At 66.4% G+C, this 19,284-nt stretch carries 18 protein-coding genes; 13 read left to right on the plus strand and 5 right to left on the minus strand.

The annotated features are described in order from the left end of the window. The first annotated feature begins 57 nt into the window (after positions 1-57). From tatA to RHO23_RS06140, 4 genes are all read left to right on the plus strand, one after another. A complete protein-coding gene (tatA, locus tag RHO23_RS06125) occupies positions 58-324 on the plus strand; it encodes a Sec-independent protein translocase subunit TatA (RefSeq protein WP_044104701.1) in 267 nt (88 codons plus the stop codon). A 112-nt stretch (positions 325-436) separates the two neighbouring features. Beyond that, positions 437-1,309 (plus strand): twin-arginine translocase subunit TatC, encoded by an 873-nt coding sequence (tatC, locus tag RHO23_RS06130; protein WP_070917108.1) that lies wholly within the window; start codon positions 437-439, stop codon positions 1,307-1,309. Continuing rightward, the gene (locus RHO23_RS06135) at positions 1,306-4,047 is read left to right on the plus strand and encodes a DEAD/DEAH box helicase (RefSeq protein ID WP_423488808.1); all 2,742 of its coding nucleotides are present in this window, start codon (positions 1,306-1,308) and stop codon (positions 4,045-4,047) included. Before tatC ends, RHO23_RS06135 begins: the two co-directional genes overlap by 4 nt. Before the next feature lie 79 nt (positions 4,048-4,126). After that, positions 4,127-4,837, plus strand: a complete 711-nt coding sequence (locus RHO23_RS06140) for a DUF4333 domain-containing protein (RefSeq protein WP_057964732.1) — start codon at positions 4,127-4,129, stop codon at positions 4,835-4,837. Between the two features lie 60 nt (positions 4,838-4,897). Here the strand turns inward: RHO23_RS06140 and RHO23_RS06145 are convergent, their stop codons facing one another. Beyond that, positions 4,898-5,842 carry a 5'-3' exonuclease gene (locus RHO23_RS06145; RefSeq protein WP_423489180.1) on the minus strand — a complete coding sequence of 315 codons (945 nt, stop codon included), beginning with the start codon at positions 5,840-5,842 and terminating at the stop codon, positions 4,898-4,900. 60 nt (positions 5,843-5,902) lie between these two features. On the opposite strand from RHO23_RS06145, the gene RHO23_RS06150 reads away from it, so the two are divergent. Further along, positions 5,903-7,042, plus strand: a complete 1,140-nt coding sequence (locus tag RHO23_RS06150; protein WP_030095632.1) for a M24 family metallopeptidase — start codon at positions 5,903-5,905, stop codon at positions 7,040-7,042. Here RHO23_RS06150 and RHO23_RS06155 read toward each other — a convergent pair. Further along, positions 7,032-7,457 (minus strand): F420-dependent biliverdin reductase, encoded by a 426-nt coding sequence (locus RHO23_RS06155; RefSeq protein ID WP_030095633.1) that lies wholly within the window; start codon positions 7,455-7,457, stop codon positions 7,032-7,034. The genes RHO23_RS06150 and RHO23_RS06155 overlap by 11 nt on opposite strands. Before the next feature lie 101 nt (positions 7,458-7,558). Between RHO23_RS06155 and RHO23_RS06160 the strand changes: the two genes are divergently transcribed. Genes RHO23_RS06160 through RHO23_RS06175 form a run of 4 tightly spaced genes read left to right on the plus strand, consistent with a single transcriptional unit; the run spans position 7,559 to position 10,958 of the window. Beyond that, positions 7,559-8,284 carry an SDR family NAD(P)-dependent oxidoreductase gene (locus tag RHO23_RS06160; RefSeq protein WP_030095634.1) on the plus strand — a complete coding sequence of 242 codons (726 nt, stop codon included), beginning with the start codon at positions 7,559-7,561 and terminating at the stop codon, positions 8,282-8,284. Continuing rightward, a complete protein-coding gene (gene cbiE, locus RHO23_RS06165; protein ID WP_423488809.1) occupies positions 8,263-9,468 on the plus strand; it encodes a precorrin-6y C5,15-methyltransferase (decarboxylating) subunit CbiE in 1,206 nt (401 codons plus the stop codon). The genes RHO23_RS06160 and cbiE overlap by 22 nt, the downstream gene beginning before the upstream one ends. Beyond that, on the plus strand, positions 9,465-10,220 hold the full coding sequence (gene cobM / locus RHO23_RS06170; RefSeq protein ID WP_423488810.1) for a precorrin-4 C(11)-methyltransferase: 756 nt from the start codon (positions 9,465-9,467) through the stop codon (positions 10,218-10,220). The genes cbiE and cobM overlap by 4 nt, the downstream gene beginning before the upstream one ends. Before the next feature lie 9 nt (positions 10,221-10,229). Further along, the gene (locus tag RHO23_RS06175; RefSeq protein WP_078322031.1) at positions 10,230-10,958 is read left to right on the plus strand and encodes a cobalt-precorrin-6A reductase; all 729 of its coding nucleotides are present in this window, start codon (positions 10,230-10,232) and stop codon (positions 10,956-10,958) included. Here RHO23_RS06175 and RHO23_RS06180 read toward each other — a convergent pair. From RHO23_RS06180 to cobG, 3 genes are read right to left on the minus strand one after another with little or no spacing between them, the layout of a single operon-like run. Then, positions 10,930-12,408 carry a precorrin-2 C(20)-methyltransferase gene (locus RHO23_RS06180; RefSeq protein WP_057964736.1) on the minus strand — a complete coding sequence of 493 codons (1,479 nt, stop codon included), beginning with the start codon at positions 12,406-12,408 and terminating at the stop codon, positions 10,930-10,932. The two genes, RHO23_RS06175 and RHO23_RS06180, sit on opposite strands and share 29 nt — an antisense overlap. Next, complete coding sequence (locus RHO23_RS06185) at positions 12,405-13,031, minus strand: precorrin-8X methylmutase (protein ID WP_423488811.1); 627 nt, start codon at positions 13,029-13,031, stop codon at positions 12,405-12,407. Before RHO23_RS06185 ends, RHO23_RS06180 begins: the two co-directional genes overlap by 4 nt. A gap of 9 nt (positions 13,032-13,040) precedes the next feature. Further along, the gene (gene cobG / locus RHO23_RS06190) at positions 13,041-14,189 is read right to left on the minus strand and encodes a precorrin-3B synthase (protein WP_423488812.1); all 1,149 of its coding nucleotides are present in this window, start codon (positions 14,187-14,189) and stop codon (positions 13,041-13,043) included. Positions 14,190-14,222: 33 nt separating this feature from the next. On the opposite strand from cobG, the gene cobN reads away from it, so the two are divergent. From cobN to RHO23_RS06210, 4 genes are read left to right on the plus strand one after another with little or no spacing between them, the layout of a single operon-like run. Next, positions 14,223-17,840 (plus strand): cobaltochelatase subunit CobN, encoded by a 3,618-nt coding sequence (cobN, locus tag RHO23_RS06195; RefSeq protein WP_423488813.1) that lies wholly within the window; start codon positions 14,223-14,225, stop codon positions 17,838-17,840. A 9-nt stretch (positions 17,841-17,849) separates the two neighbouring features. Continuing rightward, complete coding sequence (locus RHO23_RS06200; protein WP_030095642.1) at positions 17,850-18,254, plus strand: PPOX class F420-dependent oxidoreductase; 405 nt, start codon at positions 17,850-17,852, stop codon at positions 18,252-18,254. 10 nt (positions 18,255-18,264) lie between these two features. Further along, positions 18,265-18,666 (plus strand): PPOX class F420-dependent oxidoreductase, encoded by a 402-nt coding sequence (locus RHO23_RS06205; RefSeq protein WP_423489181.1) that lies wholly within the window; start codon positions 18,265-18,267, stop codon positions 18,664-18,666. 50 nt (positions 18,667-18,716) lie between these two features. Then, a complete protein-coding gene (locus RHO23_RS06210; RefSeq protein WP_423488814.1) occupies positions 18,717-19,229 on the plus strand; it encodes an FxsA family protein in 513 nt (170 codons plus the stop codon). The last annotated feature ends 55 nt before the right edge of the window (positions 19,230-19,284 follow it).

The following is a 19,284-nucleotide window of genomic DNA, read 5'->3' on the forward strand; positions in this document are numbered from 1 at the left end:
CGCGATCAGCCCTGGGGTAGCATCAAGGCAGACACGACGCCAGAGGAGGTGACCACATTGGGCGGTCTACAACCCATGCACTGGGTGATCGTAATTGTCGTATTCGCGCTGCTCTTCGGTGCCAAGAAGCTGCCCGACCTCGCGCGTTCGCTGGGTAAGTCGCTGCGGATCTTCAAATCCGAAGTCAAGGAACTGCAAAACGAGGGAAATTCTGCGAAGGCGGCCGACGCCCCACCAGCGGTGGAGCAGCAGCAAGTGCCACCCGCTACCGCGGTGGAAGCACCGCCGATCGAATCGACTCCCGGTCACAAGCCCACTGCCTAGCCGCGTTCCGCCGCGATAGGCCGGCCGGATAGGTCATGCGTTCATGAATAAGGTCCTGGGTGCTCTTGGGCTGCAGCGAAAGTCCAGACAGCCCAAGAATTCCGACGGCACCATGTCGCTCGTCGAGCATCTGCAGGAGCTGCGTACCCGCCTGCTGATCTCGGTGGCCGCCGTCCTGCTGACCACCATCGTCGGGTTCTTCTGGTACGAGCACGCGATGTTCGGCGTGGAGAGCCTCGGTGAATGGTTGCGTGGACCGTACTGCTCGCTGCCGGCCAGCGCGCGCGCCAATCTGAGCGCCGATGGGGCCTGCCGGCTGCTGGCGACCGCGCCTTTCGAGCAGTTCATGCTGCGCCTCAAGGTAGGTCTGACCGCCGGTGTGGTGCTGGCCTGCCCGGTGTGGCTGTACCAGATCTGGCGGTTCATCACGCCGGGCCTGTATCGCAACGAACGCAAATTCGCGGTCATCTTCGTCACCGCGGCGACGGTGCTGTTCGTCGCCGGTGCGCTCTTGGCCTACACGGTGCTGGCCAAGGCCCTGCACTTCCTCTTGACGGTGGGCAGCGACGTCCAGGTCACCGGGCTCAAGGGTGACGAGTACTTCAGTTTTCTGATCAACGTGTTGCTGGTCTTCGGCGTCAGCTTCGAGTTCCCGCTGTTGCTCGTGATGCTCAATTTCGTTGGGATCCTGTCCTACGCCAAGCTCAAGAATTGGCGTAGGGGCATCATCTTCGGACTGTTCGTGTTCGCGGCCTTCGCGACCCCGGGATCGGATCCGTTCACGATGACCGCGCTGGGCCTCGCGCTGACGGTGCTGCTGGAGTTCTCCATCCAGGTGGCCCGGATCCACGACAGACGCAAGGCCAAACGGGAGGCCGCGCAGGAGCTCGGCGATGACGAGGCCTCGGCTTTGGATGCTCCCGAAGCTATTGCCGCGCCCGAACCGATCGGTCCTCCCGAGCGGTTTGACAACATGGGCAAGTGACCAGCATCGGAACCCAACTCAGTGCGTTCTCCCAAGGGCTGAGTTTTGCTCTCGATCCCTTTCAGGTCCGCGCGTGCACGGCGCTGGAAAACGGCCACGGCGTGCTGGTCTGTGCACCCACCGGCGCGGGTAAGACCATCGTCGGAGAATTCGCGGTCCACCTGGCGCTGGCGGCCGGGCGCAAGTGCTTCTACACCACCCCGATCAAGGCGCTGAGCAACCAGAAACACAACGACTTGGTGTCGGTGTACGGACCGGAGAAGGTCGGCCTGCTTACCGGAGACTCCTCGATCAACTCCGATGCCCCGGTGGTTGTGATGACCACCGAGGTGCTGCGGAACATGCTGTATGCGGATTCGCCAGCACTGCATGGTCTTTCGTATGTGGTCATGGACGAGGTGCATTTCCTGGCCGACCGATTCCGCGGTGCGGTCTGGGAAGAAGTCATCTTGCACCTGCCCGAAGAGGTGGCCCTGGCCAGCCTGTCGGCCACGGTAAGCAACGCCGAGGAATTCGGCGGATGGATCAAGACAGTCCGCGGAGACACCGCCGTCGTGGTCGACGAGACCAGGCCGGTCCCGTTGTGGCAGCACGTCATGGTCGGGCGGCGGCTCTTCGATCTCTTTGATTACGACGGCAAGAAAACTGATGTAGACCCGGAGCTCACCCGCTACATAGCCCAGCGGCGCCAGGCCGATCGCTTCGCAGACGTCGACCGCCCACGCCGACGGGGGCCGCACGATCGTGGCGGGCGTCCCCCCACGCTCTATCGCCCGCCATCGCGACCCGAGGTCATCACCAGGCTCGACGAGGACGGCCTGCTTCCGGCGATTACGTTCATTTTTTCTCGTGCGGGCTGCGATGGCGCTGTGGCGCAATGCCTTCGATCCCGGTTGCGCCTCACCACCGGGGAGGACCGGCGGGAGATCGTTGCCATCATCGACCGCCGCACCGAGGGGCTGCCCGAGGCAGACCTGGACGTGCTCGGCTACTGGCAGTGGCGTGAGGGGCTGCTGCGCGGGATCGCCGCCCACCATGCCGGCATGCTGCCGGTCTTCCGGCACACCGTCGAGGAACTGTTCACCAAGGGACTCGTGAAGGCGGTATTTGCCACCGAGACACTGGCATTGGGTATCAACATGCCCGCGCGCACGGTGGTGCTGGAGCGGTTGGTGAAGTTCAACGGGGAGCAGCACGCGGCGTTGACTCCGGGGGAGTACACCCAGTTGACCGGGCGCGCGGGCCGACGCGGAATCGACGTCGAGGGACACGCCGTCGTGTTGTGGACGCCCGAGGTGGAGCCCAGCGAGATCGCAGGGCTGGCGTCCACGCGTACCTTCCCGCTGCGCAGCTCGTTTGCGCCGTCCTACAACATGACGATCAACCTGGTGCACCGGATGGGCCCGGATCCGGCGCGCGAACTACTGGAGCGATCCTTCGCGCAGTTCCAGGCCGACCGCTCGGTGGTGGGACTGGTCCGCGGTATCGAACGTGGCAAGAAGATGCTGGACGAGATCGCCAAGGAGATTGACGGGCACGACGGGTCCGTCCTGGAATACGTCCGGTTGCGCGGCAGGCTCTCCGAGCGCGAGCGGGCGGCGGCGCGTACCTCGCGGCTGGAACGTCGCGGTGCGGCCAACGATGCCCTGGCGGCGCTCAAGCGCGGCGATGTCATCGCGATACCTCATGGCCGCCGCAATGGCGTGGCCGTCGTGCTGGAGCCGGCCCACGACGACGATGACCCGCGCCCGTTGGTATTGACCGAACATCGTTGGGCCGGAAGGATTTCATCGGCGGACTACTCAGGAACCGCGGAACCGCTCGGATCCATCAGCCTGCCCAAGCGTGTCGAGCACCGCCAGCCCAAGGTGCGCCGTGACGTGGCGTCAGCCCTGCGATCGGCACTGGACGAGGGCCGGGTGCGCAGGCCGCAACCCGTGAAGGGGCGCAAGAACGATTCGGGCACTGATGGTTCAGATCTCGGCGTCGAGGTCGAACGGCTGCGCCGCGAAATCCGGGAACATCCGGTGCACCACGCGCCCAACCGTGAGGAACTGGCGCGGACGGCCGAGCGCTACCTGCGCATCGAACGCGATAACGCACAACTGCAGAAGAAGGTGTCGGCCGCCACCAACTCACTCGCGCGCACGTTTGACCGCATCCTGACGCTGCTGACCGAACGCGGATACGTCCAGGACAGCTCCGAGCTCGGCAAGAAGGTGACCGAGGACGGCATGCTGCTGGCCCGTATCTACAGCGAGAGCGATCTGCTGGTGGCCGAATGTCTGCGGCGCGGACTGTGGGCGGGGCTCAAACCCGCGGAGCTGGCGGCCGTGGCCTCGGCCGTGCTGTACGAGTCGCGTGGTGATGCGGTATCGGTGACGGGGGAGGCGCCCACTGCGGCGCTGCGCGCGGCGCTCGCCGAAACCCACCGGGCACTGGCGCGGTTGCGTCACGACGAACAGCGGCATCAGCTCGCGCCCACGCGCGAGGTCGATGAGGGCTTCGTCGCGGCGGTGTACCGCTGGGCGACCACCGGTGATCTGGCGGCGTCGTTGGAGGCGGCCGGTGATACGGGCACCGCGCTACCGGCAGGTGATTTCGTGCGGTGGTGCCGGCAAGTGGTTGATCTGCTCGACCAGATCAACAAGGCAGCGCCGGACGCCGGGGTGCGCTCGGTGGCGAGGGCCGCGGTCGCCGACGTGCGGCGTGGCGTCGTTGCCGTTGATGGCACATAACGACGAGCAAACGCTAAGGTGGAGCGTCAGCACCCTCTTACACACCGGTAAGTAACAAAGTCGCGACACGGGAGGAACGATGAGCGGTCCACAGGGAACCGAACCTGGCGGACAGTGGGCGCCCCAACCTGGGCAAGGCCAAGAGCCGTGGCAGACACCGCAATCCTCAGATCCGGCGCAGCAGGGTGAACCGAGTTGGCAGCAGCCCGCCTATGGCCAGGGCCAGCAGTATCCGCAGTACCAGCAGCCGGGATTCCCGGGCGGTGGATTTGGGGATCCGAGCCAGTTCGGCCAGCAGCCCAGTCAGCCGGGGTTCGGCGAGCCGAGCCAGTTCGGTCAGCCCGGCGCCTACGGCCAGCCGGGACAGTACGGACAGCAGGGTGGATACCCGGGCCAGTACGGACAGCAGCAGGGACAGCCGTTCCCGCAGTTCGGCGCCGGAAAGCCGCAGCGTTCCACCAAGACCATCGCGATCATCGGCGGTATCGTCGCGGCCGCGGTGATCCTGATCGTGGTGCTGATTACCGCCTTCCTGGCACCTGGCTGGGCCATGACCACAACTCTGGACGTCAACAAGGCGCAGGAGGGTGTGACCAAGGTTCTCACCGACGAAACCAATGGCTACGGCGCCAAGAACGTCAAGGACGTCAAGTGCAACGATGGCCAGAACCCCGAGGTGAAGAAGGGCGCCACCTTCAACTGCGATGTCAGCATCGACGGCACCAAGCGACAGGTCACCGTGACCTTCCAGAACGACAAGGGCACCTACGAGGTCGGCCGCCCCAAGTAACGAGTTCCGCCAAAACGCCGAGCGCATGCAGTGACGCGCTCGGCGTTTTGCGTTCTCGGCTTAAGGCTGCGGCAGCGTGTCCAATGCCTTCTGGAGGCGCGTGATCGCCGAACCGATGCCCAGCTCGGCACCGAGTTCGGCGACTCGCCGCGGATCTCGGGCGGCCAGCGGTAGCGCATCGCTGTCCCGATCGATGGTGACCGGCGCATCCACGGCCACCCGCACCACCGGCTCGGCAGCCGCGATGTAGTCGACCGAGGCCTGCAACTTGGCGCGAACGGCCTTGGCCAGCCCTGATTTTGGATCATCGGCCGCTGCGAGAATGCCGGTCAGCGAGTGGTGCTCGGCCAGAAGTTTGGCGGCGGTCTTCTCGCCCACCCCGGCAACACCGGGCAGACCGTCGGACGGGTCGCCGCGCAGCAGGGCCAGCTCGGCGTACGCCGCGCCGGCGCGCTCGACGGGCACGCCGTACTGCTCGGATACCTCCACCGGTCCGAACAATGTGGCCTTGGCGAACCCGCGCCCCATGTAGAAGACGCGAACAGGTACCGGGGCATCGGTGACCACCTGCAGTAGGTCTCGGTCCCCGCTGACCACGATCACCGGGTCGCGCCGTTCAGCGGCCGCGAGGGTGCCCAGGACGTCGTCGGCTTCGAATCCCGGGGCGCCGGCGGACGCGATGCCGAACGCATCCAGCATTTCGGCGATCATGTCGACCTGGGGTGTCAGGTCGTCGGGCACCTCTTCGACATCGACGGCGCCGTCGGGCTCCTCCGCGACCACACGATGCGCCTTGTACGACGGAATCGCGGCAACCCGCCAGGCGGGCCGCCAGTCCAGATCCAGGCACACCACAAGCCGATGCGGCCGATGCAGCGTGATGAGCTGGGAGATGGTGTCGAGGAAGCCGCGGACCGCATTGACGGGTCTGCCATCAGGGGACTTGATGGAATCCGGGACGCCGAAGTATGAACGGAACCACAGGCTGGCTCCATCGAGGAGCAGGACGGGTCGGTGGAGGTCTTCTGACACGGCACTCAACCTATGCCAGATAGCCTGGACCGTATGGCACCCCAGCGTTTTGAATCCGATGTGTACGCCAACCGTCTGCAACGTGCCGCTCAGGAGGCCGCGACGGCCGGGGTGGCGGGCTTGGTGGTCACACCCGGATACGACCTGAGATATCTGACCGGCTCACGCGCGCAGACATTCGAGCGGCTCACGGCGTTGGTGGTGCCTGCCTCGGGAACGCCCACCGTGATCGCGCCGCGGATGGAGCTTGCGGCGCTGCAGGATTCGGCGATCGGCGACCTCGGCATCCCGATCAGCGATTGGGTGGACGGGGAGAATCCCTATGAGCTGGTACGGGCGGCGTTGGGTTCCCCGGATGGTGCGTTGTCGGGCACCATTGCCGTCACCGAGTCCATGCCCGCGCTGCATCTACTCCCGCTGACCGAATTGATCGGGACCGTGCCGATACTGGCCACCGGGGTGCTGCGCCGACTGCGCATGGTCAAGGACGCCTCCGAGATCGATGCCCTGCGCAAGGCCGGGGCGGCCATCGATCGCGTCCACGCGCTGGTGCCCGAACTGCTGGTACCGGGCCGCACGGAGGCGCAGGTGGCCGCCGACATCGCTGAAGCGATTGTGGCCGAGGGGCATTCGGAAGTCGCCTTCATCATCGTCGGGTCCGGTCCGCATGGGGCCGACCCGCACCACGAATGCTCCGACCGCGAGCTGCAGACCGGGGACATCGTCGTAGTGGATATCGGCGGCAGCTACGAGCCCGGTTACAACTCCGACAGCACGCGTACCTACAGCATTGGTGAGCCTGACTCCGATGTGGCTCACCGGATTTCAATTCTGGAGCAGGCGCAGCAGGCGGCGGTACGGGCGGCCCGGCCCGGCGTGAGCGCCCAGTCGGTGGATGCCGCCGCGCGCCGCGTTCTCGTCGAGGCGGGGATGGGTGAGGCATTCGTGCATCGCACCGGGCACGGCATCGGACTGTCGGTACACGAGGAGCCGTACATCGTGGAGGGCAACGATCTGATCCTGGAGCCGGGAATGGCCTTCAGCATCGAGCCTGGCGTGTACTTCCCGGGGCAGTGGGGCGCGCGAATCGAGGACATCGTCGTCGTCACCGAAAATGGTTGCGAATCGGTGAATTCACGGCCGCACGGCCTGACGGTGGTGCCTACTCGGTAGGGGCGTCGCCGCGGTTCAGTAGATCCGAGGAGCCCAGTACCCGTTCGATCTTGACCTCGATGACCACCCGCTGCGGGTTCACCCGCGGTGTGCGGTAGCGCTGCGCATAACGCAGCTCGGCGTCGCGTACCGCCTCTTTGTCGGTGACGACGGTGGCCGAGCCCTCCAGGGAAAGCCAGCGGGCGCCGTCCACCTGACTCAGTACCGCGAGGCCTCCACGCTCGGCGTTGACCGCTTTCTGCGACCCGCCGGTGGTGATGACCCGCGCGATGTGCGTGACCGGGTCAAAAGTGAAGCCGACAGCCACCACGTGCGGGCTGTTGTCCTGCCGCAGAGTGGTCAGCATCGCGAGATGGCGCTCGGACAGGAACGCCAGCGCATCATCGGTAAGTCGAGTTGTAGGGGTGTTCGGCATCAAGTCTCACGCTAGCGCAGGACATAATCGCTGACGTGACCGACACGGTGCGACACTCCGGCCAGCTTGGGGATGATCCGCGTGCGGGAAGACCGTCGACGGTGGTGATATTCGGCGGACGCAGCGAAATCGGACTTGAGGTGGCCACGCGTCTCGCCGCCGGAAACACGGTGGTCCTCGCGGCGCGCCGGGCCGGTGACCTGCAGGACGAGGAACGGCGCGTCCGTGACGCGGGGGCCGTTGCGGTCGATTGCGTCGAGTTCGACGCCGACCGGCTCGACACCCACGAATCGGTGCTGGCCGCCCTTACCGAGCGGCATGGAGCCATCGACGTGGCGGTGCTCGCGTTTGGACTGCTGGGTGACCAGGAGCGGGCGGAAACCGATGCCGGCCATGCGGCGGCGATCGTGCACATCGACTACGTGGCGCAGGTGGCGTTGTTGACCCAGCTGGCCGTGCGCATGCGCGGTGCCGGGCGCGGTGCGCTGGTGGTGTTCTCCTCGATCGCCGGATGGCGAGTGCGGCGTGCCAATTACGTGTACGGATCGGCCAAGGCGGGGCTCGACGGTTTCGCGAGCGGGCTCGCCGACGCCCTGCACGGTTCGGGCGTGCACCTGTTGATCGCGCGCCCCGGCTTCGTGATCGGTCGGATGGCGGCGGGTATGTCACCGGCACCATTGGCGAGCACACCGCCCCAGGTGGCGGAGGCGACCGTGCGCGCCCTGCGCAGCGGGAAGCGCACCGTGTGGATTCCGCGTGCGCTGGGAACGCTCGCATTCATCATGCGCTGGGTACCGTCATCTCTATGGCGCAGGATGCCGCGGTGATCACCGTGATCGGGATAGGTGCGGACGGTGTCGACGGGCTATCCATGCGTTCCCGCCGCGAATTACAGCACGCCTCAGTGATATTCGGTTCGCTACGCCAGCTGGAACTGCTGGCCGAAGAATCCCTGGCGGCCGAGTGCCGGGTATGGCCTTCGCCCCTGTTGCCCGCGTTGCCCACCATGTTCGATGGTCTCGGCAATGTCCACGTGCTGGCCAGCGGTGACCCGATGCTGCATGGCATCGGCACCACGCTGATCCGGCTCTTCGGAGCGGATCGGGTGCGTGTGTTACCGCACGTATCCAGTGTGTCGTTGGCCTGCGCACGAATGGGATGGGCGGTGAACGATGTGGAGATCATCAGCCTGGTCAATGCGCTGGCGACCTCCGCGCTGCGGTTCGGCGGTCGGGCGATCGTGCTCAGCCGCAACGCGGACACTCCGGCTGAGCTGGCGCAGACCCTGACCGATTCCGGGCTGGGTGACTCACGGCTGACGGTGTGGGAGCAGCTGGGTGGAGCGGCAGAGAAAAGCCTGGAAGGGGTCGCTCGCGATTGGGGCCATTCTCCCGGTCATGCATTGAATGTCGTTGCCGTGGAATATTTTCCGACGGCAGCGGGAGAGGCGGTGCTGCCACTGGTCGCGGGGTTGTCCGAGGACGCCTTCGAACACGATGGGCAGATAACCAAGCGCGAGATCCGGGCGGTCACGCTGGCATCACTCGCGCCGCGACCGGGCCAGCGGCTTTGGGATGTGGGCGCAGGGTCGGGCAGCATCGCGATCGAATGGTCTCGCAGTGGCGCCGGCTGCAGCGCCTCTGCCTTCGAGATCAAGCCATCGCGGCGGGCCGCGATCGTGGCCAACGCGACGAAATTCGGCGTAGACGTCGAGTGTTTCGCCGCGGCACCTGGCGATTTCGACAGGGCCTGCCCGCCGGACGCGATCTTTGTCGGCGGTGGCGTGACCAATGCCGGTCTGCTGGAGGCGTGCTGGGAACGGCTGCCGAGCGGAGGCAGGATTGTCGTCAACGCGGTGACCGCGGAGTCCGAAGCGCTGCTATTGCATTGGTATTCCCGCCATGGGGGAGAGCTGCACCGGTACCGCGTGGAGGACGCGGCTCCGCTCGGAGCCTTCACCAGCTGGAGATCCCGGCTGCCCGTGGCTCAATGGACCGGGGAAAAGTCATGACCGTCTACTTCATCGGCGCGGGACCGGGCGCCGCCGACCTCATCACGGTGCGCGGTCAGCGGATTCTGCAGCGCTGCATGGTGTGCCTGTACGCCGGATCGATCATGCCGCCCGACCTCCTGGCGGTGTGCCCGCCCGACGCCCGAATCATCGACACCGGCCCACTGACCTTGGATGCCATCATCGAGGAGATATCCAGCGCTGACGCACAGGGATTGGATGTCGCCAGGCTCCACTCGGGTGACCCCTCGCTGTACAGTGCGGTGGCCGAGCAGTGCCGTCGACTGGATGCCCTCGGCATCGGCCACGAGATCGTTCCGGGTGTGCCTGCCTTCGCCGCGGCCGCGGCGGCATTGGGCGCCGAGCTCACCGTTCCCGGTGTCGCGCAGACCGTGACAATCACCCGGGTCTCGACGCTGTCCACCGCGATGCCCGCCGGCGAGGATTTGCGCACTCTGGCGGCGCCGGGGGCGACGCTGGCGTTGCACCTGGCCGCGGCCCAAATCGACAATGTGGTAGCTGATCTCGTCGCCGGGGGGTATCCGCCGGGCACGCCGGTTGCTGTCGTCGCATATGCCAGCTGGCCATCGGAGACCATCCTTCGTGGCACTCTCGCGGACATCGCCGAGCAGATGAAACAAGCGGGCGTGACCAAGACGGCGGTCATCTTCGTCGGAAAGGTACTTGCGGCAGAGGGGTTCACGGATAGCTACCTGTACTCGGCCGGACGTCGCAGAGGGGCAACACATTAGATGAAGATCTTGATTCTCGGCGGCTCGGCGGAGGCGCGCGAGCTGGCGGAGCGGCTGGCACCCCGGTTCGATGTCACCACCTCGCTCGCGGGGCGGGTGCGCAACCCGGCAGTTCCGGCCGGCGAGTTGCGCATCGGGGGCTTTGGTGGAGAGGCCGGACTACGGAAATGGTTGTTGGATAACAATATCGACGCCGTGGTCGACGCTACGCATCCGTTCGCGGCGACGATTACCGAGAACGCCGCTGCGGCATGCGCCCGGCTGGGTATCCCGCACCTCATCCTGCGCCGTCCACCCTGGCCGGCGGGAGATGCCACCGTGGTGTGCTCGGCCGCCGAGGCCAAGGACACGGTGGTGGCACAGGGCTTTTCACGGGTGTTCCTGACCTCGGGGCGCTCCAGCATCGGGGCGTTTCTGTTCTCGGACGCCTGGTTCCTGATCCGTGTGGTGGAGCCGGTGCCCGCCGACGAACTGCCCGAGCGGCACCATCTGTTGTTGTCGCGTGGGCCCTATTCACTCGAGGAAGAGACCGATCTCATGCGCCAGTACGAGATCGAGGTGCTGGTCACCAAGAACAGCGGCGGAACGATGACTTCGGCGAAGTTGGAAGCCGCTGCAGTGCTGGGCATTCCCGTGGTGATGATCGACAGGCCGGCCCTGCCGGAGAAGGTGCGCACCGTGTCTACCGTGGACGAGGCACAGCACTGGGTCACTGAGCGGGATACCGCCGAGGCGTGAACACCTGAGGTCCCGAATCGGTGTCCTGCCACTGGGTCTGTGAGGATCCGATGATCAGCAGGGTGCGCATGTCCACCGCTGACGGGTCGAGGTCACCCAGGGTGGTCACCCGCACGGACTCTCCCGCGCCGCCGACATCGCGTCCCAGTACGACCGGAGTCGCCGGGTCGCGGTGTTCCAGCAGCACGTCGCGCATGGAAGCCACTTGCCAGGTGCGCGACTTCGAGGCCGGGTTGTACACGGCCAGCACCAGGTCGGCCGCGGCCGCGGCGCGTAGCCGGGACTCGATGACCTGCCATGGCTTGAGGCGATCGGACAGCGAGATCACCGCATAGTCATGCCCGAGGGGTGCCCCGACCCGACTGGCGACGGCCTGCGCCGCCGTCATCGCCGGAAGCACCCGCACCGTGACATCGGGCCACGCTCGGGCCTCTTCCATCACCGCCGCCGCCATCGCGAACACACCCGGGTCCCCCGAGGACACCACGGCCACCCGGCGGCCACCCGCAGCGAGCTTGAAGGACAGTTCGGCGCGTGCGGGCTCGTCACGGTTGTCGCTGGCATGACGGACTTGACCGTCGCGAGCGGGGATACGATCCAGATACGGCCCGTATCCGATGAGATCGGTGGCGAGCGCCAGTTCGTGCCGTACCTCGGTGGTGGTCCAATCATGATGGCCGGGACCCAAACCGACCACCGTCACCATTCCGTCCTGCGCGGTGTCGCCGAGGGGTTGTGCCCCGGGAACCAGGACCAGTGAGAAATAGGGCACCGAAGACGGATCGACATCGGCGGCGGACAGTACCCGCTGCTGCGTGGTGCTGGCTCGTTCCACGTAGTAAGCACGGTCCAGCACGCCAGCGGTGTCCAACGCCTGTCGGACGGCGCCGTAGGAGCGTCCCAGTTTCATGATGACTGCCGCATCCGAATCGCTGAGCCTGCGGGCGATCTCGTCGGCGGGCAAGGTGCCGGGGATGACCGTCAGGATCTCGTCGCCCTCGACCAAGGGCGTACCCGTTGCGGCTGATGCGGCGCTGACCGACGTCACACCGGGGATGATGACCGCGTCGAACCTGTCGGTCAGGCGGCGGTGCATATGCATGTACGAGCTGTAGAACAGCGGATCACCTTCGGCGAGCAGCGCCACATTTCGGCCCGAATCCAAATGGGCGGCAATCCGATTCGCGGACTCCTCGTAGAAGTCATCGATCGCACCGCGGTACCCGCCTGGGTGATCGGTGGTCTCGGTGGTCACCGGGTAGACCAGGTGCTCCTCGATCTGGCCGGGCCGCAGATACGGCTGCGCAATTGAGCGGGCGATGCTGCGGCCGTGCCGTGCGCTGTGGAATGCCACGACATCGGCTTCGCCGATCACGCGGGCGGCCTTCACGGTCACCAGTTCGGGATCACCGGGGCCCAGGCCCACCCCCCAGAGCGTTCCTCTGCTCATTCCTTCTCGCTCGCAATCGCATTCACGGCAGCGGCGGCCATCGCGCTGCCACCGCGCCGCCCTCGCACCAACAGGTAGTCCATGCCACGGGGACGGTCGATCAGCTCCTGCTTGGACTGTGCCGAACCGACGAAACCGACCGGGCCGCCCAGGACGGCCACCGGGGGTGCCACACCTTCGTCGATGAGTTCGAGTATGCGGAATAGCGCCGTGGGGGCATTTCCGATCGCGGCCACCGATCCCGGTAGTCGATCGGACCAAAGATCCACCGCAGCAGCAGATCTCGTAGTCCCGGTGCGCTGGGCCAAATCGGCGGCGCGCGGATCGGCCACCAGGGACACCACTTCGTTGTCCGCGGGCAGGCGCAGACGGGTGATCCCGGCCGCGACCATCGACGAATCGCACAGGATGGGGGCACCCGCATCCAATGCCGCTCGGGTGCGTGTCACCACATCGGGGGTGAAGGCGATTTCGCCGGGTAAATCCACCTGCCCACAGGTGTGAATGAGCCGGACCACCACACGCGCGACGTCATCGGGGAAGGCCGACAAATCTGCCTCGGCCCTGATGGTCGCGAACGATTGCCGATAGATCTCGGCTCCGTCTCGCACGTAGTCCAGCACGCGCTAACCCTACGGGTGCCGCTCGAGCGGTCGATAACCCAGCTCCGTCGCCACCAGCACCTGGCCTGTGGTGGGGGAGCCGCAGGCCCGTGGACACCCGACCCAATGCCGATGTACCGGCGAATGAATACCGCTGGCGATCTCTTCGGCGACTTCGAGCCGGACGTCGGCGTGGACATCGGTTCGTGAGCGTCCGCATCCCGGCAGCCCGGTGCACGAGCTGGCATTGAGCCATGGGGAGCGCTCGTCGAAGACCAGGCCCAGAGGTGCCAGCACCCGCAGTACCGCGTCGGCGTCCTCGTGGGGCAGATCGCACAGCAGCACCGACCGCCATGGGGTGATGACGACGGGTCTTTCGGCGGCGGCCAGCAGTGCTGCCACCCGAGCCGGCAGCTGGCCCAACGGAACGGCGGCCCCCAGCGTCACCAACTCGTGGTCGGGATACTGCTCGATCCATCCCACGGGCGCGTGCGGCGCGGGCCCTGCCTCGCCCGGCCCCGCGATCAGTGTTGCGCCGATCGCCGCGGCCAGGGTCTTGGCGCCGTCCGGTAGCTCCCGGACGCGCCATGCGTTTCCCCGAATCTCTACGAAGGTCTGCGCCACCGCGAGCACATGGTCGACGGCGGCGTCCGGGTCGGCGACACACGTAGAGGTGCCATGACCATCGAGGAGAACACGCCAGCCGCCCGGCCCATGGCCGAGCCCGATGTCCGCACCCATGGTGGCCATGTCGGCGCGTCCGTCATCGAGGCTGAACAGGAAGCGGCCCGGAAGGGCGGCGAGCACGGAAGCTGAGATCAGCCCATGGTCGAGCGCGAGGACCAGCGGCCGCACATCGGGGAAGTCACCGGCCCGGCCCGAGAGCGGCGAGGCCACGATGTTGCGCACTCGTTCGTGGCTGGGCGACGGCAGCAGCCCGGCGTCCGATAGCAGGGTGCCCACCGCGTCCGCATCCCGGATCGATCGCAGCTGAATGTTGCCGCGGGAGGTCAGCTCCAAAACGGGTGCGCCATGGCTGCCTGCTGCTGTGGCCAACGCGGCCAACTGCGCCGACGAGAGCATCCCGCCGGGCAACCGGATGCGTGCCAGTGCTCCGTCGGCCGCCTCATGTAACCGCAGCGCACCGGGGCACGCGTCGTCGGCTGAGGAGCGGGTCACCTACTCACCGTAGGACTACGGTACGAATGTCCTGTGAGCAATGCCCCGATCCTGATTCTGTCGACATCGGATACCGACCTGCTGAGCGCGCGCGCCAGCGGTGCGAACTATCGATGGGCCAACCCCTCTCGTATCCACGTCGACGACGTCCCGGGCCTGCTGGAGGGGATGGGGTTGGTGGTTGTCCGGCTTCTGGGCGGACGTCGCGGCTGGGAGGAGGGCATCGACGCCGTCATTGCCTCCGGAGTGCCGGCCGTGGTGGTCTCCGGTGAACAGGCTCCCGATGCCGAACTCATGGAATGCTCGACCGTTCCGGGCGGCGTCGCCCTGCAGGTGCACCGGTACCTGGCCGAGGGCGGGACGGCCAATCTGCAGCAGCTGCATGCCTTCTTGTCCGACACCGTCCTGATGACGGGTATCGGCTTCGAACCGCCGACGACAAACCCGGCCTGGGGAGTGCTGGAGCGCGCGACCGGGAGTGTTGATGGTCCCACCGTCGCGGTGCTGTACTACCGCGCTCAGCAGCTGGCCGGGAACACCGCATACGTAGAGGCTCTCTGCACCGCCATTGAAAACCTCGGAGGGCGGGCGCTTCCGGTGTACTGCGCCTCGCTACGCACCGCGCCGGCGGAACTCCTGGAGACGCTCGCCGCCGCTGACGCGATGGTGGTCACCGTGCTGGCCGCGGGCGGCGCCACCCCGGCGGCTGTGGGAGCCGGAGGGGCTGACGACGAGTGGAATGTCGGCCATCTTGCCGCCCTTGATATCCCGATCCTGCAGGGGCTGTGCCTGACCAGCCCCCGAGATGATTGGGAGGCCAACGACGACGGCATGAGTCCGTTGGACGTCGCCACTCAGGTCGCGGTGCCCGAATTCGACGGGCGCATCATCACCGTGCCGTTCTCGTTCAAGGAGATCGACAGCGACGGCCTCATCACCTATGTTCCCGACCCGGAGCGCTGCGCTCGGGTGGCAGGTGTCGCGCTGCGGCATGCGAAACTTCGATCCATCCCCGCCGGTGAGCGCCGGATTGCACTGGTGTTCTCCGCGTACCCCACCAAGCACGCCAGGATCGGGAACGCGGTGGGACTGGACACTCCGGCCAGTGCGGTGGCATTGCTGACCGCGATGCGGGAGGCCGGCTACGACGTGGGCGCCGACGGCGACATCCCCGGACTGCCCGCGACCGGTCGCCCCGCCGCGGACGGGGACGGGGACACCCTGGTGCACGCGCTCATCGAGCGGGGTGGCCAAGATCCGGACTGGCTTACCGCAGACCAGCTGGCGGGCAACCCGATTCGTGTTCCGGCTCGCCAGTACCGGGAGTGGTTCTCCCGGCTGGCGCCCGGTCTCGCCGAGCAGGTCGTCGAACACTGGGGGCCGCCGCCGGGGAACCTGTTCGTGGACACCAGTGTCAACCCCGACGGCGATATCGTGATTGCCGCCTTGCAAGCAGGCAATGTCCTGCTGCTGGTGCAGCCGCCTCGCGGGTTCGGCGAGAACCCGGTGGCCATCTATCACGATCCCGATCTGCCGCCGAGCCACCATTATCTGGCCGCGTATCGCTGGCTGTCGGCCCCGCGTGAGGAGGGTGGATTTGGCGCCGATGCGCTGGTGCACCTGGGCAAGCATGGCAACCTGGAGTGGTTGCCCGGGAAAACCGTTGGCCTGTCCGCAGATTGCGCTACCGATGCCGCGATCGGTGACCTGCCACTCATCTACCCGTTCCTGGTGAACGATCCGGGCGAGGGCACCCAGGCCAAGCGGCGCGCGCACGCGACCCTGGTCGATCACCTGATTCCACCCATGGCGCGCGCCGAGACCTACGGGGATATCGCGCGTTTGGAGCAGCTTCTCGATGAGCACGCGAACATCTCGGCGCTGGATCCGGCCAAACTGCCGGCGATCCGCCAGCAGATCTGGACGCTGATGCGTGCAGCGAAGATGGACCACGACCTGGGACTCGAAGAGCGCCCCGACGAGGACGTCTTCGACGACATGCTGCTGCACGTCGACGGATGGCTCTGCGAGATCAAGGATGTGCAGATCCGTGACGGCCTGCACATCCTGGGCAGTGCGCCCACGGGTGCCGCTCAGGTTGATCTGGTGCTCTCGATCCTGCGCGCCCGGCAGATGTGGGCCGGCGAACAGTCGGTGCCGGGGTTGCGGCAGGCGCTCGGCCTGGCCGAGGACGGCACCGACGACCGTGCGCGGGTGGATGAGATTGATCAGCAAGCACATTCGTTGCTAGCCGCGTTGCAGGGCACAGGCTGGAGCCCGGATGCGGTCGGTCAACTCACCGACGACCCTCAGGTCGCATCGATCCTGCGGTTCGCGGCGACGGAGGTGGTGCCACGGCTGGACGGCACCAACGGTGAGATCGACGCGGTGCTTCGCGCTCTTGATGGCCGATTCATCGAGGCCGGGCCCTCTGGCTCGCCGCTGCGTGGACTCGTCAACGTGTTGCCCACCGGACGCAACTTCTACTCGGTGGACCCCAAGGCGGTTCCGTCGAAGTTGGCCTGGGAGACCGGGCAGGCCATGGCGGACTCGCTCCTGCAGCGATACCGCACCGACTACGGCGACTGGCCGCGGTCCGTCGGGCTTTCGATCTGGGGTACCTCGGCCATGCGGACCTCTGGCGACGATATTGCCGAAGTCCTTGCCCTCCTGGGAGTTCGGCCGGTATGGGATGACGCCTCCCGGCGCGTGGTGAGCCTCGAGGCGATCTCCCTGTCGGAGCTCGGGCGCCCTCGCATCGACGTCACGGTGCGCATCTCCGGATTCTTCCGCGACGCCTTCCCGCACGTGGTGACCATGCTCGACGACGCCGTCGCTCTTGCGGCCGGACTCGACGAATCTGCCGAGGAGAACTATCTGCGGGCGCACGCCGAGGCTGATCGTGCCGAACACGGAGACTGGCGCCGTGCCACCATGCGCATCTTCGGCTCCAAGCCCGGCACCTACGGGGCGGGACTGCTTCAGCTGATCGATAGTCAAAACTGGCGCAACGACTCGGATTTGGAACAGGTCTACACAGCGTGGGGCGGATTCGCCTACGGCCGCGGACTGGACGGTGCGGCTGCCAGCGAGGATATGCGTCATCAGTATCGCCGGATCGCGGTGGCGGCCAAGAACACCGACACCCGTGAACACGATATTGCCGACTCGGACGACTATTTCCAGTATCACGGTGGCATGGTCGCCGCGGTGCGAGCGCTCACCGGCAAGGCGCCGGCGGCATACATCGGCGACAACACCCGGCCCGACGCGGTGCATACCCGTACGTTATCTGAAGAAACCACAAGGGTTTTCCGTGCGCGCGTGGTGAATCCGCGGTGGTTGGAGGCGATGCGCCGGCACGGTTACAAGGGTGCATTCGAGATGGCCGCCACCGTCGACTACCTGTTCGGATACGACGCCACCGCGAACGTGATGGCCGACTGGATGTACGAGCAGCTCACCAACAGCTACGTGCTCGACGAGCAGAATCGCAAGTTCATGCAGCAATCGAACCCGTGGGCTCTTCACGGGATTGCCGAGAGATTGTTGGAGGCAGCCAGCCGGGGTCTCTGGCAAGAACCCGATCAGCAAGTTTTGGATGATTTGCGTTCGGTGTTCCTGGAAACCGAGGGCGAGTTGGAGTCGTAGCATCGGAGCATGGCCCGGGATATCGGCTTGAACATCGGCACGGTGGCGGCGGGCCGCTACATCCTGTTGACCACATTCACCAAAGACGGTGTGCCCAAGCCAACTCCGATGGGCTTCGTGGCAGAGGGCGACGAGCTTCTGCTGACCACAAGTGCCAACACCTGGAAGGTCGGAAGGATCCGGCGCAACAGGAAGGTGCGGGTGGCCGTCTGTACTCAGCGCGGCAGGGTGATCAGCCCGTCCGCCGACGCCACCGCGGTGATCGTCGAGGATCCGGCGTCCGTGGCGCGTATTCGGTCGGCGGTGGTCAGCCGATACGGGCTGGCCAGCCGGATCGTGACCGCCTGGCTGGACCGGCGTAACGGCGCCAGGGTTGGGATTTCAGTGACGCTCGGCGCGCCGGAAGCGCTCTGAGGTTCCTAGACTGGTCGGCATGGGTGCGAACCTCCCGGTGCCGACATTCGCCGAAGTCTGTGCTGCCAAGTATGTCCTGCTGACCACCTACACCAAGGACGGCCGGGCCAAACCTGCCGCGGTCTGGGCGGCGCCTGAGGACGGTGAACTTCTCGTGTGGACCGAGACGACATCCTGGAAGGTGCGCCGGATCCGAAACACCCCGCGGGTCTCGCTAGCCATCTGCGATGTGCGCGGCAAGGTCCGCAGCGGCGAGATCGAGGGCATCGCGCGTGTCCTGGATACCGAGGGCACGCAGCGAGCCCGCGCGGCCATCACCCACAAGTACGGCCTGTTGGGCTGGGTGCTGGTCAAGGCGAGCATCGTGCGTCGCGGCAGCAGCGGCACCATCGGCTTGGCCGTCACCGCCTGAACCGCGGCGTGAGTCGGGAACCCGGCGACGGGTCGGCACGTTGACCGGATATGTGGCCTGGTCTGTTTCTGCTGTACGTGATCGTGGAGGTGTCCGCCCTGGTGGCGTTGACCTCGGCGGTGGGTATCGGCTGGACCATCATCGCCGTCCTTGCCGCCTTCGTGGCAGGTCTCATACTTGCCGGCTCTCAGGCTCGACGCGCCGTTGATCAGCTGCGACGTGGAGTCAGATCCCCGGGAGGGGCCGTCGCGGACGGCGCGCTCATCGCGCTGGGAACCATTGCGGTGGTGATTCCCGGGCTGGTCTCCTCGGTCATCGGACTGCTGATGCTGCTGCCCCCGACCCGTGCGGTCCTGCGGCCGGTGCTGACCCTGGTCGCGGCCCGCCAGCTGAGTAGGCGTGCGCCCCTCATCACCGTCATACCCACCGGATACGGCGCCTTTCAGGGGGCTCAAACACGGGCGAGGACCGTCGATTACATCGACGGTGAGGTCATCGACGTGAGTGACGAGCAAGCCGGACCGTCTCGGCGATACCGTCCCGGCCACGACCTGCCTGCGTAGACACCGCCCGAACCCGGCAGAATTAGCGAGTGCAGACTCAACTGCTCGTCAATGC

This window comes from Mycobacteroides sp. PCS013, from assembly GCF_049532645.1.
GTDB lineage: Bacteria > Actinomycetota > Actinomycetes > Mycobacteriales > Mycobacteriaceae > Mycobacterium > Mycobacterium gwanakae.

Excerpts from the sequence above, each read along its gene's own strand:
- tatC (WP_070917108.1), top strand. The coding sequence starts at position 437 with ATGTCGCTCGTCGAGCATCTGCAGGAGCTGCGTACCCGCCTGCTGATC.
- RHO23_RS06155 (WP_030095633.1), bottom strand. The coding sequence starts at position 7,457 with ATGCCGAACACCCCTACAACTCGACTTACCGATGATGCGCTGGCGTTC.
- cobM (WP_423488810.1), top strand. The coding sequence starts at position 9,465 with ATGACCGTCTACTTCATCGGCGCGGGACCGGGCGCCGCCGACCTCATC.
- RHO23_RS06150 (WP_030095632.1), top strand. The coding sequence starts at position 5,903 with ATGGCACCCCAGCGTTTTGAATCCGATGTGTACGCCAACCGTCTGCAA.
- RHO23_RS06200 (WP_030095642.1), top strand. The coding sequence starts at position 17,850 with ATGGCCCGGGATATCGGCTTGAACATCGGCACGGTGGCGGCGGGCCGC.
- RHO23_RS06210 (WP_423488814.1), top strand. The coding sequence starts at position 18,717 with ATGTGGCCTGGTCTGTTTCTGCTGTACGTGATCGTGGAGGTGTCCGCC.
- RHO23_RS06180 (WP_057964736.1), bottom strand. The coding sequence starts at position 12,408 with ATGAGCAGAGGAACGCTCTGGGGGGTGGGCCTGGGCCCCGGTGATCCC.
- cbiE (WP_423488809.1), top strand. The coding sequence starts at position 8,263 with ATGGCGCAGGATGCCGCGGTGATCACCGTGATCGGGATAGGTGCGGAC.
- RHO23_RS06140 (WP_057964732.1), top strand. The coding sequence starts at position 4,127 with ATGAGCGGTCCACAGGGAACCGAACCTGGCGGACAGTGGGCGCCCCAA.